This is a genomic window from Pseudarthrobacter sp. MOO13, assembly GCF_058267655.1.
In genome coordinates this window covers 2,898,531-2,915,265 of the sequence record NZ_CM177848.1, presented here as the reverse complement: position 1 = coordinate 2,915,265, position 16,735 = coordinate 2,898,531, and the positions used below count along the sequence as shown (strand labels likewise).

Here is a 16,735-nt window from a genome sequence, read left to right as displayed (position 1 = left end):
CGTGATCGCTAGAGTAAAACAGTGCGCAATTACACTACTGAAGCCGAGCCCACCGCCTTGGTGGCGCCGTGGCTTGAACCGCTCCTGCCGGAACTGATCGAATTCCGGCGGGACCTCCATGCGCACCCGGAGCTTTCCTTCAAGGAGTTCCGCACCACCGACAAGCTTGCGGAGCGGCTGGAGGCCGCTGGGCTGAGCCCCCGCCGGCTCGAAGGCACCGGCCTGACCGTGGACGTCGGCGAAGGCCCCATCGCCACCGCGCTGCGGGGTGACATCGACGCCCTCCCCATCATCGAGGAAACCGGCCTGGCTTTCGCGTCCAAGAACCACGGCGTCACCCACGCCTGCGGCCACGACGTGCACACCACCACCATGCTGGGTATTGCCCTGGTGTTGCAGCGCATGCACCAGGAATCGCCCCTGGGCGCGACGGTGCGGATCATCTTCCAGCCCGCTGAGGAAACCATGCCCGGCGGGGCGCACGCGTGCATTGAGCAGGGCGTGCTGGAGGGAGTTCCCAGGATCCTCGCGCTGCACTGCGACCCCCGCATCGAAGTGGGCAAGGTCGGAACCCGGATTGGCGCCATCACCTCGGCCTCGGACACCATCCGGATTGAACTGTCCGGCCGCGGCGGCCACACGTCCCGACCGCACCTCACCGAGGACCTCGTCTTCGCGCTTGCCCAGATCGCCGTCAACGTTCCGGCCGTCCTGTCCCGCCGGGTGGACGTCCGCAGTGGCGTGTCCGTGGTGTGGGGCCAGATCACCGCCGGATCGGCGCCCAATGCCATTCCCGGCTCGGGCTACATGGCCGGAACCATGCGCTGCCTGGACCGTGACGCCTGGCACGCCGCCGGCGAACTCCTCGACGAGGTGGTCCACCAGGTGGCCGCGCCGTATGGGGTGGACGTCCACCTGGAGCACACCAGGGGAGTGCCGCCCGTGGTGAACTCGGAACACGAAACGGCAATTATCGAGGCGGCTGCGCGCGCAGAGATCGGCGAAAGCGCCGTGGTGCTGACCCCGCAATCCATGGGTGGCGAGGACTTTGCCTGGTTCCTTGCGGAACTTCCGGGAGCCATGATGCGCCTGGGCACCAAGACGCCGGGCGGGGAGGACTACGACCTCCACCGCGGCGATTACATCCTGGACGAGCGATCGCTGGGCCTGGGGATCCGCGTGCTCACCGCGGCAGCGTTGAGGACCATCAGGGACATCGAGCAGCCGCCCGCGCTGTAGCCGCCCCGCACACCGTCCACGCCGCGTCCGTGCCTTGGCGGCTTGTTTGCGCCGGCGCCGGTAACGCTGGTGGATCACGACGACGGTCAACGGGATGGTCTCGTGAGTCCAGTTGAGTTGTGCACAATCTAATTGTGGGCTATTGTTTTCTCATGACCGAAGCTCCCCGCCTGGACCGCCAAGTGTGTTTTGCCTTGTATTCGGCTTCCCGGGCCGCCACCGCCGTGTACCGGCCAGTGCTGGATGAACTGGGGCTCACTTACCCGCAGTACTTGGTGATGCTGGTGCTGTGGGAGGACGAGCCCCGCGGGGTCAAGGAACTTGGCGGGGAGCTCGGGCTGGACTCGGGGACCCTGTCGCCCCTTCTCAAGCGGCTGGAAGCACTGGGGCTCGTGGAACGCCGCCGGTCAGGCGAGGACGAACGGCGCGTTGCCATTCACCTCACGACGGCAGGCCGGGAACTCAGCGTCCCGGCCCGGGCCATCCCGCAGCGGCTGGCTGACGCCGCAGGGCTCTCGCACGGAGAGCTCGAACAACTGCGCGCCACCCTGGGCAAGCTCACGGCCGCACTGCACCAGTCGCTCTAAGCGGCGCGCCACCCTGCACCATCCCACCTACAGGACGGACATTTTTCGTGAAGACTCTCTACACCGCCGAGGCGCTTGCCTCCGGCGAAGGCCGTGACGGCACTGCACGCAGCAATGACGGCAAGCTGGCCGTGGACCTGGCCAGCCCCGTGGAGTTGGGCGGCAGCGGCCGCGGGACCAACCCTGAACAGCTTTTCGCCGCCGGGTACGCCGCCTGCTTCCACTCCGCACTGCGCCTGGTGGGCCGCAAGGCAGGCGCCGACCTCACCGATTCGGCCGTTGCGGCGAAAGTCCACCTGGGACAGCTGGACGGCGGAACGGGCTTCGGGCTTGCCGCCGAACTGGAAATCGCCCTCCCGGCGCTGGACCTTTCCACCGCCGAGGAACTGGTGGCCAAGGCGCATGAAGTGTGCCCCTACTCGAACGCCACCCGGGGCAACATCACCGTCGACATCAAGATTTTGGAGTACGCAGCATGAGCACCGCACTTGCCACCAGCACCCGTGAAATCCGCCTGGCCTCGCGCCCTGTGGGCCGTCCTGCCAGCGATAACTTCGAGCTCGCCGAGTCCCCGCTGCCCGCCCTCGAGGACGGCCAGATCCTGGTCCGGAACCTCTTCATGTCGGTCGACCCCTACATGCGGGGCCGGATGAATGACGTGAAGTCCTACTCCGCGCCGTTTGCCGTGGGCAAGGCGCTCGACGGCGGCGCGGTAGGCGAGGTGGTCGCGTCCCGTTCGTCGGCACACAAGGAGGGCGACGTCGTCGTGCATTCCCTCGGCTGGCGGGAGTACGCCGTGGTTGACGGCGCTGCAGCCACCCCGGCCCGAACTGACCTGGCCCCGGCATCCGCCTTCCTCGGCGCCCTGGGCATGACCGGGCTGACCGCCTACTCCGGCCTCTTGAAGGTCGCCGAATTCAAGCCGGGGGACGCCGTGTTCGTCTCCGGTGCCGCCGGTGCGGTGGGCTCCCTGGTTGGCCAGATCGCCAAGGCCATGGGCGCCGCCCGCGTGATCGGCTCCGCCGGTTCGCCGGCCAAGGTGGCCCGGCTGCTGGAGCTCGGTTTCGACGCGGCCTTCGACTACCACGATGGCCCCGTGCTGGAACAGCTGCAGAAGGCCGCAGGCCCAGCCGGCATCGACGTCTACTTCGACAATGTCGGCGGCGAACACCTCGAGGCGGCCCTGGCAGTCCTCAACGTCGGCGGCCGGGTGGCAATGTGCGGTGCCATCGCGCAGTACAACTCCACCGAACCGACTCCGGCGCCCCACAACCTGATGCAGGCCATCGGCAAGCAACTGACGCTCCGCGGCTTCCTGGTAGGCGGTCAGCGGCAGCACGCGGCGGAGTTTGCCGAGAAGATGTCCGGCTGGCTGGCCGACGGCACCGTGCGCTACGACGAGACGATCGTGGACGGACTGGAGAACGCGCCGCAGGCGTTCATGGATCTCCTGGACGGTGCGAACACCGGAAAGATGCTTGTCCGGCTGTAGCCCGGCGCTTACAACTAAAGAACAATCAGCAGTAGGGGCGCCTCCTTTGGAGGCGCCCCTACTGCTTGGTAACAACTTGTAAACAATCTTCGGGGTCAGCTTCCGACGTGCTATGGGGACGTGGCGCAGGCCACTAAAGTAAGTGCCATCAGTGCGCTCCGGCGCAGTGCTGCGTGCCTTCAGTGAAAACAGAATTTCAGCGCCGAAACGGACACTCATTGAATCTCAGCCCGTAGTGCCACTCGCATCATCCCTGGAGGAAAATTGAAGAAATCACTGCGTGCCGGCTTCAAGCGCGGTTCAATGGCCGGTGTGGCCACCCTCGGTGCGTCCGCCTTGCTGCTGACCGGCTGCGGGGCCGCCCCGTCCGCGTCCGGCCCCTCGGGTTCAGCCACCGCCTCGGACTACACCGCCTGCATGGTGTCCGACTCCGGTGGATTCGACGACAAGTCGTTCAACCAGTCCGGCTACGAGGGACTGCAGGCCGCCGTCAAGGACCTTGGCATCAAGGAGAAGCACGTCCAGTCCAAGGCTGACACCGACTACGACCCCAACCTCCGCTCCATGGTCCAGCAGGGCTGCAAGCTCACCGTGACCGTCGGGTTCCTGCTCGGCGATGCCACCAAGTCCATCGCGACGGCCAACCCGAACAGCCACTTCGCGATCATCGACTACAACGACCCCACCTTCCCCAAGAACGTCAAGCCGATCGTCTATGACACGGCCCAGGCCGCGTTCCTGGCCGGCTACCTGGCAGCAGGCACGTCCAAGACCGGCAAGGTGGCAACCTTCGGCGGCATCAACATCCCCACCGTCACCATCTTCATGGACGGTTTTGCCGACGGCGTGAAGTACTACAACGAAAAGAAGGGCAAGAGCGTCCAGCTCATCGGCTGGGACAAGGACAAGCAGGACGGCACCTTCGTCGGCGACTTCAAGCAGGTGGACAAGGGCAAGGTCCTCACCCAGGGCTTCCTCGACCAGGGCGCAGATATCGTCCTTCCCGTGGCCGGACCCGTCGGCAGCGGCGCGGGCAGCGCGATCCTCGACGCCAAGTCCAAGGGCAAGGATGCCAAGCTCATCTGGGTTGACTCCGATGGCTACCTGACGGCCCCCGACTACAAGTCCGTGATCCTTTCTTCTGTCCAGAAGACCATGGCCACCGCTGTGGAGACGGTCATCAAGGACGACAAGGACGGCAAATTCGACGCCTCGCCGTACATCGGAACCCTTGCAAACGGCGGTGTTGCCCTGGCTCCCTTCCACGACCTCGATTCCGCCGTGCCGGCGGACCTCAAGGGCGAACTGGACCAGCTGAAGAAGGACATCATCTCCGGCACCGTCAAGGTCGAGTCGAAGTCCAGCCCCACCAAGTAAGCACTGAACAGCGGGGCGCGCTGCCCTTCCGCCGTTACCCCGGCCGGAGGGCAGCGCGTTCTGTTTTGCTGGCAACGCACGCTTGCCAGCGCCACGCAGGCGTTACTTTTCCTGCCTGCCCGCCCTGCCCAGAAACCACCCGTAACACTAGGCTGGGACTACCCGCTGCCTTGCCGCCGACAGCGCGGCGGAGCAGATCCATACACACACAGATTGGTTGGGGTTTTGAAACTCGAACTGAAGGGGATCACGAAGCGATTCGGGTCCCTGGTAGCCAATGACCACATCGATTTGGTCGTCGAACCGGGGCAGGTGCACTGCCTCCTGGGCGAGAACGGCGCAGGGAAATCCACCCTGATGAACGTGCTCTACGGCCTGTACGATCCGACCGAAGGCGAAATCCTGGTCGATGGCAAGCCTGTCGTCTTCAAAGACCCCGGCGAGGCCATGGCGGCCGGCATCGGAATGGTCCACCAGCACTTCATGCTCATCCCGGTCTTCAGCGTGGCCGAGAATGTCGCGCTGGGCAATGAGACCACCAAGGCCGCCGGCCTGCTCAACCTGGAAGCTACGCGCGAGAAGATCCGCCGCATCTCGGACCAGTACGGATTCGACGTCGACCCCGACGCCATGGTGGAGGACCTGCCCGTTGGCGTCCAGCAGCGGGTCGAGATCATCAAGGCACTGGTCCGAGATGCCGAGGTGCTCATCCTCGACGAACCCACCGCCGTGTTGACGCCGCAGGAGACCGACGAACTCCTGGACATCATCCGGCAGCTGAAGCGCGACGGGAAATCGATCGTCTTCATCTCCCACAAACTGCGCGAAGTCAAAGCCATCTCGGACACCATCACAGTCATCCGGCGCGGCAAGGTGGTGGGGCAGGCGGACCCCACAGCTTCCCCCACCGAACTGGCGTCCGCCATGGTGGGCCGCACCGTGAGCCTGACGCTTGACAAGGCGCCGGCCAAGACGGGTGAGGTGACCTTCAAGGTCCGCAACCTGACCGTCACCGACCACAATGGCCAGCATGTGGTCGATGACCTGTCATTCGACATCGCCAAGGGCGAGGTGCTCGCCATCGCCGGAGTGCAAGGCAACGGCCAGACGGAGCTGACCGAGGCGATCCTTGGCGTGCAGCCGCACGTGGCCGGGTCCATCACGCTCGACGGCGAGGAATTGTTGGGCAAGAGCGTAAAGCATGTGCTCGGTGCGGGTGTGGGCTTCGTCCCCGAGGACCGCACCCTTGACGGCCTGGTAGGCACGTTCACCATCGCCGAGAACATGATCCTGGACCTCTACGACAAGGCACCCTTCGCCCGAGGCGTGGGGATGAAACCGGGCGTCATCGCGGAGAACGCTGCCAAGAAGGTCGAGGAATTCGATGTCCGCACGCCCTCCGTATCCGCCGCGGTGGGCACCCTCTCCGGCGGCAACCAGCAGAAGGTCGTCCTGGCCCGTGAGCTCTCCCGCCCGCTCCGCCTGTTTATTGCCTCGCAGCCCACGCGTGGGCTTGACGTCGGCTCGATCGAATTCGTCCACAAGCGCGTCATCGCCGAACGCGACCACGGAACGCCCGTCATGATCGTGTCCACGGAACTTGACGAAGTACTGCAGCTGGCAGACCGGATCGCGGTGCTCTACCGCGGCCGGCTGGTGGGAATCGTCCCCGCCACCACGTCCCGCGACGTCCTGGGCCTGATGATGGCCGGTGTCCCGGCCGCGGAAGCCGAAGCCAACGCCTCCGCCCATGCTTCCGGCGTAACGGCCGCACCGACGGTATCTGAGCCTGCCGGCCACGAAGGAGAAACCCATGTCTGAGAAGACAACCCCGGACCCGCTGGCCACAGGCAATGACAGCGCCCCGGAGCCCGCCCCGACCCTGGTGCCAGGCGGCACCACCTCCGAGGCCGTCGCCTCCGACGTCGCGCTGGACACCGCCGGCGGCCAGATGCCGCCGTCCGCCGTTCCGGCGGCCACCCAGCTGCGCGGCCGGGACCACCGGGACGGTGACGGATCCGTCCTGCACCAGATCTTCACCGGCAACGCCATGGTCTCCTTCCTCTCCGTGCTGCTGGCCATCGTGCTCGGCGGCATCCTGATGGCGGTGACCAACCCCAAGGTCGCCGTCACGGCCGGTTACTTTTTTGCCCAGCCCGGAGACCTCCTGACCGAGGTCATCCGTCCCTATACCGCACTGGTGCAGGGGTCCATCTTCAACTGGGCCGGCGCCGACCTGGCCGCCCAGCTGTACCCGATCACCGAGACCCTCACGGTCGCAACTCCGCTTATTTGTGCCGGGCTCGGCGTCGCGTTGGCGTTCCGCGCCGGCCTGTTCAACATTGGCGCCCAGGGGCAGATCATCTTCGGTGCGCTCTTCGGCGCCTACGTTGGCTTCGCCTGGCACCTGCCCATCGGCCTGCACCTGCTGGTCGTCATCCTCGCCGGCCTGGTTGGCGGCGCGGTCTGGGGTGGCGTCGTGGGCCTGCTGAAGGCGCGGACCGGCGCCCACGAGGTGATCGTGACCATCATGCTCAACTACATCGCCAACTTCCTGCTGCTCTTCCTGCTCACCACCCCCGCTTTCCAGCGCAAGGGTTCCACCAACCCGATCTCCCCGTTCCTTGACTCCACCGCGTTGTTCCCCGAACTGCTCGGACCCCAGTTCCGCCTGCACGCCGGGTTCCTGGTTGCGATAGCGGCCACCGCCTTCGTCTGGTGGCTGCTGAACCGCTCCACGATCGGTTTTGAGTTCCGCGCCGTTGGGGCAAACCCGAGCGCGGCCCGTACCGCCGGCATCAACGTTGCCCGCAGCACCATCCTGGTGATGGCGATCGCGGGTGCGCTGGCCGGCCTGGCCGGGGTGGCGCAGGTGTCCGGCACGGAAAAGTACCTTTCCGGCGGTGTGGCCGCTTCCATCGGCTTTGACGCCATCACCGTCGCTCTGCTGGGACGCTCCACGCCGTGGGGAACCTTCTTTGCGGGCCTGCTGTTCGGCGCTTTCCGCGCCGGCGGCGTGGCAATGCAGGCACAGACGCAAACCCCCATCGACATTGTGCTCGTCATCCAGTCCCTGATCGTGTTGTTCATCGCAGCACCGCCGCTGGTCCGTGCGATATTCGGACTCAACCCCCGTAAGAAGAAGACCACCACAAGTGGGACCGCAGGTTCGCATACCGGCGGCGTCAAGAGCGGAGCGGCAGCATGAGCGCCACCACACAATCTCCCGCGAGCAAACAACCTGGAACCGGGAAAACCACCGGAGCCAACCGTGCCGCAGGCCGGGCAGGGACAACGGAACTGGTGAGCTGGAAGGCCGGCGTCGGCCTGGGCCTGCTCGCCATCCTGGGCACCGTGCTGTTTGGATTCCTCGCCAACACAAAATCCGCCGGGTTCCGGATCGCCGAAGCCCGCGACCCAAACGCCTCGTCCACCGCAGCCTGGATCACCCTTGTCGTGGCGCTGGCTGCCGCCGGTTACCTCGGCTACCGCTGGATCAGCCAGCGCCGCGAGGGCGGGGGAGTGGACCGCTGGATTCCCGCCACCACCATCGCTGCCGTCGTCGTCCTGGGCCTCGCCGCCCTCGGCGTTGCCCAGGTGGAGAAGATCACCGTGCCCTCGATGGTCTTCGGCTGGATTTGCGCCCTCTTGCTGCTCGGCCTGGCCGGGTACGCCATCCTGCTGACCCTGCAACGGCGGCGCACCCCCGGATGGCTGGGCGGTCTCTTCGCCGTCGTCTTCCTGGTCGGGTTCATGATCTGGATCGTCGCCGGCGGCCGTGACCCCGAACCGTCCATTTCCCTGGGCGGCCTGATGGCAGGAGCGGTGACACTGGCCGTACCACTGGTGTTCGGGTCGCTGTCCGGAGTGCTGTGCGAACGGGCCGGCGTGGTCAACATCGCCATCGAAGGACAGCTCCTGCTCGGTGCGTTCTCCGCCGCCGTCGTAGCCACCGTGACAGGCAATGTCTACGTGGGACTCATTTCGGCGGCCGTCGCCGGCGCACTCGTGTCCCTGGTCCTGGCCGTGGTGAGCATCAAGTACCTCGTCAACCAGATCATCGTCGGCGTGGTCCTCAACGTCCTGATCAGCGGCCTCACCAGCTTCCTGTTCTCCACCCTGCTCACGGCGGACCCGGAACACCTCAACAAGCCCGGCCGGCTCCAGGCAGTGGATATCCCGTTCCTTGCAGACATCCCGATCATCGGACCCATCCTGTTCCGCCAGTCCCTGGTGGGCTACCTCATGTACGTGGCCGTGATCGTGGTCTACGTCGGGCTGTTCCACACCAAATGGGGCCTGCGGGTGCGCGCCGTCGGCGAACACCCCCAGGCGGCGGACACCGTGGGCATCAACGTCAACCGCACCCGCTTCATCAACGTCCTGATGGGCGGCGCGATCGCCGGCATCGGTGGTTCCTTCTTCACCCTGGTGTCGGTGGACGCCTTCAGCAAGGACATGTCCGGCGGTCGCGGCTACATCGCCCTTGCCGCCATGATCTTCGGGCGCTGGAATCCCATCGGGGCCTTCCTGGCCGCCCTGCTCTTCGGGTTCGCCGACAACCTGCAGAGCATCATCACCATCATTGGCTCGCCCGTGCCCAGCCAGTTCATGGCGATGCTCCCCTACGCCCTGACCGTCATCGCCGTGGCCGGCCTCGTGGGGCGGTCCCGGCCGCCCGCGGCCGACGGCATCCCGTACGTCAAGGGGTGACCACGGTGACAGAAACCGGAGCCCCCGGCAACCAATGCAAGCCCGGCGGAGGTACCGGCGTCGATTGGGCCGCCCTCGAGGCTGCCGCCGTTGCCGCCATGGCAAATGCCTACGCGCCGTATTCGAATTTCGCGGTGGGGGCGGCCGCCCTCACCACGGATGGCCGGATCGTCAGCGGCTGCAACGTCGAGAACGCCAGCTACGGCCTCACCCTCTGCGCCGAATGCGCCTTGGTAGGCAATCTGCACATGACCGGCGGCGGCCAATTGCGCGCCTTCTACTGCGTCGACGCCGGCGGCACGGTCCTGATGCCGTGCGGCCGCTGCCGCCAGCTGCTGTACGAATTCCGCGCCCCGGACATGGAAGTCATGACCACCCAAGGCATCAGGACGATGGACCAGGTGCTGCCCGACGCATTTGGCCCCCAACATCTGGAGGAGACCCGGTGACCCAAACCACCAGCAACGCCGAGGCATTCGATGCCGTGGACATCATCCGCATCAAGCGGGACAAAGGCACTCTGAGCCCCGAACAGATCGACTGGACCATCGACGCCTACACGCGTGGAGCCATTGCCGATGAACAGATGGCGGCCTTGAACATGGCCATCCTGCTCAACGGCATGGACCGGGCGGAAATTGCCCGCTGGACCGCCGCCATGATCGCGTCAGGGGAGCGAATGGACTTCTCCAGCCTTCGGCGCCCCGACGGCGGCCTGAAGTACACCACGGACAAGCACTCCACCGGCGGGGTAGGGGACAAGATCACCCTGCCGCTGGCCCCGCTCGTGGCGGTGTTCGGCGTCGCCGTCCCGCAGCTCTCCGGCCGCGGCCTGGGCCACACGGGCGGCACCCTGGACAAGCTTGAGTCGATTCCCGGGTGGCGCGCAAACCTGACCAACGGTGAGATCCTGGCCCAACTCCAGGACGTCGGGGCAGTGATCTGCGCCGCCGGCGCAGGCCTGGCCCCGGCGGACAAGAAGCTTTACGCGCTGCGTGACGTGACCGGCACCGTGGAAGCCATCCCGCTCATCGCCTCGTCCATCATGAGCAAGAAGATCGCCGAGGGCACGGGCTCGCTGGTCCTGGACGTCAAAGTGGGCAGCGGAGCGTTCATGAAGGATGAGTCCCGGGCCCGGGAACTGGCCGAGACCATGGTGGCCCTGGGCAAGGACGCCGGCGTCAACACGGTTGCGCTGCTGACCAACATGAACACGCCACTGGGCCTCACAGCCGGCAACGCCATCGAAGTCGAGGAGTCCGTGGAGGTCCTCGCCGGTGGCGGACCGGAAGACGTGGTGGAGTTGACCGTCAGGCTCGCCGAAGAGATGCTCGCCGCTGCGGGAGTGCACGACGCCGACCCCGCCGCCGCGCTCAAGGACGGCCGCGCCATGGACGTCTGGAACCGGATGATCTCCGCCCAGGGTGGCGATCCGCATGCCCCCCTCCCGGCAGCCAGGGAATCCGATGTCGTCTACGCCCCCGCAGACGGAGTGCTGGTGGAACTCGACGCCCTGGCCGTCGGGGTTGCCGCCTGGCGGCTGGGGGCCGGCCGTGCCCGCAAGGAGGATGCCGTCCAGGCCGGAGCCGGGGTGCGGATGCACGCCAAACCGGGCGCCACCGTCAGGGCCGGGGAACCCTTGATGACCCTGCTTACGGACACACCGGACCGGTTTGCCCGCGCCCGGGAAGCCCTCGAACACGCGGTGGTCATCGCGCCGGATGGTTCACGGCCTGCCCAGCAGCTCATCATTGACCGCATAGCATAGGTACCAATGCAGGCCATCAACGACTTCATCCTCGCCGCAGCCGGACAGCCCTGGGTGCTGGTCCTGGTGCTGGCGTGCTGCGTCATTGACGGCTTCTTCCCGCCCGTGCCCAGTGAATCCGTGGTGGTGGGCCTCGCCGCCGTCGCCGCCACCGCGGATGTCCCCAACCCCCTGCTTCTGGCAGGGGTGGCTGCCGCCGGAGCCTTCGCGGGCGACAACATTGCCTACCTCCTGGGCCGGCGGGTGGGCACCACCCGCTGGGCCTGGATGCGCGGACCGCGGATGCAGGCCGCCTTCCGCTGGGCGGGCCGGGAACTGCGCAAGCGGCCGGCGTCGCTGATCCTGGTGGCCCGGTTCGTTCCGATCGGCCGCGTGGCGGTCAACCTGACCGCCGGAGTCACCCACTATCCCCACCTGCGGTTCGTGGGGCTGACGGTCCTTTCCGCAAGCCTGTGGGCCGGATACTCCGTGACGATCGGGCTGTTCTTCGGCCAATGGTTCGAGGACAACCACGTCCTGGGCGCCGCGATCGCCATTGTCTGTGCCGTAGCCCTGGGCATCCTGGTGGACCTGGTGATCAACAAATTCCGGGGTAAACCCAACGTGGTGGAACGGATCCGGGAACCCGGGACCTGAGCCCCGCGTTTAACCGGATAATTCCGGGCGCCGGGGCGTAGCGTACTGCGTCCCCGCCATGGGACACTTAGGAACGATTTCCGCTTTGGCTGCGGCGCTTCGGCCGTGCCATTTTTTTACAGGAGCAACACCGCGTGGAGTTTATTAATGAGGCCGTGCTCCATGCAGCGGGCCAGTGGTGGATCTACCCCGTACTGCTGGTGTTCTTCTTCGTGGACGGCTTCGCCATGGTGGTGCCCAGTGAGACCCTCATTGTGGCTTTGGCGGCTTTCTCGCGGCACAGCGGCGAGCCCAATCTTTGGATCCTTGGTCTGACCGCCCTGATCGGCGCGATCTGCGGCGACAACATGGCCTATATGCTCGGCCGAAAGATCGGACTGGACCGGTGGGCGTGGATGCGCCGGCCCAAGGTCCGGAAAGTCTTCGCCTGGGCCCGCTACGAGCTCGAGAAGCGCGGGGCGGTCCTCATCTTCACCGCCCGGTACATCCCTTGGGGCCGGGTGGCCGTCAACTACGTGGCCGGCAGCACCGGGTTCTCACACCGCAGGTTCTTCGTCTTCGACGCCTTTGCCTGCGTCACATGGGTGGGCTACTCCCTGGGCATCGGGGTGCTGGCCAGCTCCTTCCCATGGCTGCACCACAACCCGCTCCTGAGCGCCGGCATCGCCGTCGTCTTCGCGATAGTCCTGGGCGTCGTGATCGACCACGCCCTGCGCTGGTGGCACAAACGGCTCGGACGCCACGATGCGCCCGAGGCTGACGCCGACGTGGACGGATGGGCCGAAAACACCCCGGGCCAGGAAGGACGGCCCGGCACCCGGCCCCTAACGGTGCCATCGGCCGATGCGGGTCCCGCAGCCAAGTAGCGGCTGGCTTTGAACCCCGCCCCACCCTAAGGTGGGAACGTGACTGAGCCCATTCTTGACGCTGCCCCTGCCATTGATTTCGACCTGAAGAGCCTGCCCAAGGTTTCCCTTCACGACCACTTGGACGGGGGACTCCGTCCGGCCACGATTATCGAGCTGGCGGAAGCCGTGGGGCACACCCTCCCCTCGACGGACCCGGTTGCCCTGGGGGAGTGGTTCCGCGAATCCGCCGACTCCGGGTCCCTGGTCCGCTACCTGGAAACCTTCGACCACACCGTGGCCGTAATGCAGACCTACGACGGCCTGTTCCGCGTGGCCAAGGAGTTCGTCGAAGACCTGGCGGATGACGGCGTGGTCTACGGCGAGGTCCGGTGGGCGCCGGAGCAGCACCTGCAGAAGGGGCTCAGCCTGGATGAAGCCGTGGAAGCGGTCCAGGACGGCCTGGAAGCCGGCGTCGAGGCCGTGTCGGAGAGCGGCCGGGAGATCCAGGTGGGCCAGCTGATCACCGCCATGCGCCACGCGGACCGCGGCCAGGAAATCGCCGAACTCGCCGTACGCCACCGCAACCAGGGCGCAGTGGGCTTTGACATCGCAGGGGCGGAGGACGGCTTCCTGCCCAGCCGTTTCAAGGACGCGTTCACCTACCTGGCCCAGCACAACTTCCCCGCCACGGTGCACGCCGGCGAGGCTGCGGGGCTGGAGAGCATCCAGTCTGCACTGGTGGACGGCCGCGCCCTCCGCCTGGGACACGGCGTCCGGATCGCCGAGGACATCATGGTGGAATTCGACGATGACGACGAGGCCGGCGACACCGTCGGCCTGGTCACCCTCGGCGACCTCTCCAGCTGGGTTCGTGACCGCGGCATCGCCCTGGAAATCTGCCCGTCCTCCAACCTCCAGACCGGAGCCATCGCCGAATTTGGCGAGGGTATCGAAAGCCACCCGCTGGACATGCTGTACCAGCTGGGCTTCAACGTCACCATCAACACCGACAACCGCCTGATGAGCGGCGTCACGCTGACGGACGAGTTCAACCTGCTGGTGGAGACGTTCGACTACGACCTTGACGACCTGCTGGAGCTGACCCTGAACGCGGCCGAGGCGTCCTTCCTGCCCTTGGAGGAGAAGGAAGCACTGGTGGAATACATCAACGACGCCTACGCCAACCTTGGCTGACCAGGATCCTCCTCCCGGCAGCTCCGCCACTGCGGAGCTGCTGGAAAAGATGGCCCAACTGCGCGAGCACTGCCCCTGGATGGGTGCCCTGACGCACGCCTCGCTGGTGGAATACCTCCTCGAGGAGGCTTACGAGGTGGCTGAGACCATTGAGGAGGGCCACCCCGACGCCGAACTCCAGGGCGAGCTCGGTGACGTCCTGCTCCAGGTGGTGCTGCACGCCCGCCTTGCCGAGGAACGAGGCGCGTTCACGTTCGACGACGTCGCGCGCGGCCTGGCTGCCAAAATGGTCCGCCGGAACCCCCACGTCTTCCGGCCCGACGGTTCCCTGCAGGACACCTTCCCCGCCACGGTGGCGGAAATCGAGCAGACGTGGGATGCGGTCAAACGGGCGGAGCGCCCGGAGCGGCGCCATGCCTTCGAAGGAGTCCCCGCTGCCCTCCCGGCGCTGGCCAAGGCGCAAAAATCGCTCGACCGGGCGGCCCGGGCAGGGCTCGGGCTGCCCGACGGGGTTCCCGTCCCCGAAAGCGAGGAAGAACTGGGAACCCTGCTGCTCGCCGTCGTGCGTTCCGCCCGGGACCGCGGCATGGACGCCGAGCGCGCCCTCCGTACCGCCGTACGCCGCTACCACGGCGACCAAGCGGCATCATGACGTCCGGGCCTTGACCGGTTTGAGTAACCCGGAGCACTCTCGACTACGCTAGTCCCTGACGAGTACGTCGAGTTTTCTGCCTGATTCCCCCCGTTAATCGCCCATAAGGAGCAAATTCATGGCGCTTATCGATGCCATCCACGCCCGCGAGATCCTTGATTCCCGCGGCAACCCCACTGTTGAAGTTGAAGTCCTGCTGTCCGACGGCCAGATCGGCCGCGCCGCAGTTCCCTCCGGTGCTTCCACCGGTGAGCACGAAGCCGTTGAACTGCGCGACGGCGACAAGGGCCGCTACCTCGGCAAGGGCGTGCAGAAGGCCGTCGACGCCGTGATCGACCAGATCGCCCCCGCCCTGACCGGCTTCGACGCCACCGACCAGCGCAGCATCGACCAGGCCATGCTGGACCTGGACGGCACCCCCAACAAGGGCAAACTCGGCGCCAACGCCATCCTGGGCGTCTCCCTGGCCGTCGCCAACGCTGCCGCAGCATCCGCCGACCTGCCCCTCTACAAGTACCTGGGCGGCCCGAACGCCCACGTCCTGCCCGTGCCGCTGATGAACATCCTCAACGGTGGGTCCCACGCCGACTCCGACGTCGACATCCAGGAATTCATGATCGCCCCCATCGGCGCCGAAACCTTCTCCGAGGGCCTGCGCTGGGGCGTTGAGGTGTACCACAACCTCAAGTCCGTCCTGAAGGAACAGGGCCTGTCCACCGGCCTGGGCGACGAGGGCGGCTTCGCCCCGAACCTGCCGTCCAACCGCGCGGCACTGGACCTGATCCAGCAAGCCATCAAGAACGCCGGCTACACCCCGGGCAAGGACATCGCCCTGGCCCTGGACGTCGCCTCCTCCGAGTTCTTCAAGGACGGTGCCTACCAGTTCGAAGGCAAGGCCCTGTCCGCCAGCGAGATGAGCGCCTACTACGCCGAACTCGTTGCCGACTACCCGCTGGTGTCCATCGAGGACCCGCTGGACGAGAACGACTGGGAAGGCTGGAAGACCCTCACCGACGCCATCGGCGACAAGGTCCAGCTGGTGGGCGATGACCTTTTCGTCACCAACCCGTCCATCCTGCAGCGCGGCATCGACACCAAGACGGCCAACTCCCTGCTGGTCAAGGTCAACCAGATCGGTTCCCTGACCGAGACCCTGGACGCCGTCAGCCTGGCCCAGCGCGCCGGCTATACCACCATCACCTCGCACCGCTCCGGTGAAACCGAGGACACCACCATCGCCGACATCGCGGTGGCCACCAACGCAGGCCAGATCAAGACCGGCGCACCTGCCCGCTCCGAGCGCGTTGCCAAGTACAACCAGCTGCTGCGCATCGAAGAGGAACTCGACGACGCCGCACGCTACGCAGGCCGCAGCGCGTTCCCGCGTTTCAAGGGCTAGTAACCGGATAAACCCATCGGCGGTGGCTATGGTTGGAAGACCATAGCCACCGCTGTTGCTTTTCGCAGCAATGGTCCCAGCAGTGTTTGTCCAGCACAGATAGTGGCGGCCCAGGGAGGCTGCGTTTCAGGAGTGTCATGGCTACCCGCCGCCCCAAAGTTCCCAAGGTCGCCCCCGCCCGTCCGGCAAAGGATACGGCCGACGACGGTACCTCCGGCGGGGCCGAGGTCATCCGGGCGGATTTCCGTCCGGCCAAGGACACCGGCGCAGCAGGCGCGTCACCGGGACATGGCGCCGGCAGCCGCGGAACTGCAGGCCGCCCGGCCGGAAAGTCGGGGGAGTCAACCACGCCCAAGGCGTCCGCTGGACGCAAGGGCAGCAGCTCCATTGACGGCAAGGACGGCCGGGACAGCGATGGCGATCAGCACCCCGTCCCCGCCAAAGCGTTCTCCGGCCGCATGCTGGCCCTGGCCGTGGTGATGGTGGCCATCACCATCATGCTGGCGCCCACGGTGAAGATCTTCTTCGACAAAAAGGCCGAAATCGACGCGCTGAATGCCGATATCGCCGCACGCCAGGCCCAGGGGGATGCCCTCCGGCAGCAGGTTTCGCGGTGGCAGGACCCCAACTACGTCAAGCAGCAGGCCCGCGACCGCATTAACATGGTTATGCCGGGCGAAACCGGCTACTGGGTTTTTGGCAGCGATGAACCGGCCGGAGAGAGCAGTAGCCCCGCCGGCGCAACAGCACAAGACCCCGCCGATCTGCCGTGGGTGGATTCCCTGTGGGAGTCCATCAGGCGCGCGGCCACAGACTGAACCGCACAGGAA

The 16,735-nt window shown here is 66.3% G+C and carries 16 protein-coding genes; all 16 read left to right on the top strand.

Annotated elements, in window-relative coordinates:
• Positions 1-21 precede the first annotated feature (21 nt).
• The 16 genes from AC4EEO_RS13330 (at position 22) to AC4EEO_RS13255 (ending at position 16,723) form a co-directional block, all read left to right on the top strand.
• Positions 22-1,239, top strand: a complete 1,218-nt coding sequence (locus AC4EEO_RS13330; protein WP_109863486.1) for an amidohydrolase — start codon at positions 22-24, stop codon at positions 1,237-1,239.
• Between the two features lie 152 nt (positions 1,240-1,391).
• On the top strand, positions 1,392-1,826 hold the full coding sequence (locus tag AC4EEO_RS13325) for a MarR family winged helix-turn-helix transcriptional regulator (RefSeq protein ID WP_018761923.1): 435 nt from the start codon (positions 1,392-1,394) through the stop codon (positions 1,824-1,826).
• Between the two features lie 47 nt (positions 1,827-1,873).
• The gene (locus tag AC4EEO_RS13320; RefSeq protein WP_109863485.1) at positions 1,874-2,305 is read left to right on the top strand and encodes an organic hydroperoxide resistance protein; all 432 of its coding nucleotides are present in this window, start codon (positions 1,874-1,876) and stop codon (positions 2,303-2,305) included.
• Positions 2,302-3,318 carry an NADP-dependent oxidoreductase gene (locus AC4EEO_RS13315; protein ID WP_491329560.1) on the top strand — a complete coding sequence of 339 codons (1,017 nt, stop codon included), beginning with the start codon at positions 2,302-2,304 and terminating at the stop codon, positions 3,316-3,318. Before AC4EEO_RS13320 ends, AC4EEO_RS13315 begins: the two co-directional genes overlap by 4 nt.
• Positions 3,319-3,582: 264 nt before the next feature.
• Entirely contained in the window at positions 3,583-4,695 is a 1,113-nt protein-coding gene (locus AC4EEO_RS13310; RefSeq protein ID WP_109863483.1) for a BMP family lipoprotein, read from the top strand.
• A 225-nt stretch (positions 4,696-4,920) separates the two neighbouring features.
• Entirely contained in the window at positions 4,921-6,516 is a 1,596-nt protein-coding gene (locus AC4EEO_RS13305) for an ABC transporter ATP-binding protein (protein ID WP_491329561.1), read from the top strand.
• Complete coding sequence (locus AC4EEO_RS13300) at positions 6,509-7,903, top strand: ABC transporter permease (RefSeq protein ID WP_491329562.1); 1,395 nt, start codon at positions 6,509-6,511, stop codon at positions 7,901-7,903. The genes AC4EEO_RS13305 and AC4EEO_RS13300 overlap by 8 nt, the downstream gene beginning before the upstream one ends.
• Positions 7,900-9,408: an ABC transporter permease gene (locus AC4EEO_RS13295; RefSeq protein ID WP_109863480.1), complete on the top strand. Its 1,509-nt coding sequence runs from the start codon at positions 7,900-7,902 to the stop codon at positions 9,406-9,408. Before AC4EEO_RS13300 ends, AC4EEO_RS13295 begins: the two co-directional genes overlap by 4 nt.
• A gap of 5 nt (positions 9,409-9,413) precedes the next feature.
• Positions 9,414-9,857, top strand: coding sequence for a cytidine deaminase (locus AC4EEO_RS13290; protein WP_491339011.1), 444 nt, complete (start codon positions 9,414-9,416; stop codon positions 9,855-9,857).
• A complete protein-coding gene (locus AC4EEO_RS13285) occupies positions 9,854-11,176 on the top strand; it encodes a thymidine phosphorylase (protein ID WP_018761916.1) in 1,323 nt (440 codons plus the stop codon). Before AC4EEO_RS13290 ends, AC4EEO_RS13285 begins: the two co-directional genes overlap by 4 nt.
• A gap of 6 nt (positions 11,177-11,182) precedes the next feature.
• Positions 11,183-11,812, top strand: coding sequence for a DedA family protein (locus AC4EEO_RS13280; protein WP_285320112.1), 630 nt, complete (start codon positions 11,183-11,185; stop codon positions 11,810-11,812).
• A 134-nt stretch (positions 11,813-11,946) separates the two neighbouring features.
• Entirely contained in the window at positions 11,947-12,678 is a 732-nt protein-coding gene (locus tag AC4EEO_RS13275) for a DedA family protein (RefSeq protein WP_018761914.1), read from the top strand.
• A gap of 39 nt (positions 12,679-12,717) precedes the next feature.
• The gene (locus AC4EEO_RS13270; protein WP_018761913.1) at positions 12,718-13,854 is read left to right on the top strand and encodes an adenosine deaminase; all 1,137 of its coding nucleotides are present in this window, start codon (positions 12,718-12,720) and stop codon (positions 13,852-13,854) included.
• Positions 13,855-13,933: 79 nt separating this feature from the next.
• Positions 13,934-14,506, top strand: coding sequence for a MazG nucleotide pyrophosphohydrolase domain-containing protein (locus AC4EEO_RS13265; RefSeq protein ID WP_081624148.1), 573 nt, complete (start codon positions 13,934-13,936; stop codon positions 14,504-14,506).
• Positions 14,507-14,624: 118 nt separating this feature from the next.
• A complete protein-coding gene (gene eno, locus AC4EEO_RS13260) occupies positions 14,625-15,905 on the top strand; it encodes a phosphopyruvate hydratase (RefSeq protein ID WP_491339010.1) in 1,281 nt (426 codons plus the stop codon).
• Positions 15,906-16,042: 137 nt separating this feature from the next.
• Entirely contained in the window at positions 16,043-16,723 is a 681-nt protein-coding gene (locus tag AC4EEO_RS13255) for an FtsB family cell division protein (protein WP_491339009.1), read from the top strand.
• The last annotated feature ends 12 nt before the right edge of the window (positions 16,724-16,735 follow it).

Coding starts and splice junctions, on each gene's coding strand:
- AC4EEO_RS13265 (WP_081624148.1), top strand. CDS start 13,934: ATGGGTGCCCTGACGCACGCCTCGCTGGTGGAATACCTCCTCGAGGAG.
- eno (WP_491339010.1), top strand. CDS start 14,625: ATGGCGCTTATCGATGCCATCCACGCCCGCGAGATCCTTGATTCCCGC.
- AC4EEO_RS13280 (WP_285320112.1), top strand. CDS start 11,183: ATGCAGGCCATCAACGACTTCATCCTCGCCGCAGCCGGACAGCCCTGG.
- AC4EEO_RS13325 (WP_018761923.1), top strand. CDS start 1,392: ATGACCGAAGCTCCCCGCCTGGACCGCCAAGTGTGTTTTGCCTTGTAT.
- AC4EEO_RS13255 (WP_491339009.1), top strand. CDS start 16,043: ATGGCTACCCGCCGCCCCAAAGTTCCCAAGGTCGCCCCCGCCCGTCCG.
- AC4EEO_RS13300 (WP_491329562.1), top strand. CDS start 6,509: ATGTCTGAGAAGACAACCCCGGACCCGCTGGCCACAGGCAATGACAGC.
- AC4EEO_RS13295 (WP_109863480.1), top strand. CDS start 7,900: ATGAGCGCCACCACACAATCTCCCGCGAGCAAACAACCTGGAACCGGG.
- AC4EEO_RS13315 (WP_491329560.1), top strand. CDS start 2,302: ATGAGCACCGCACTTGCCACCAGCACCCGTGAAATCCGCCTGGCCTCG.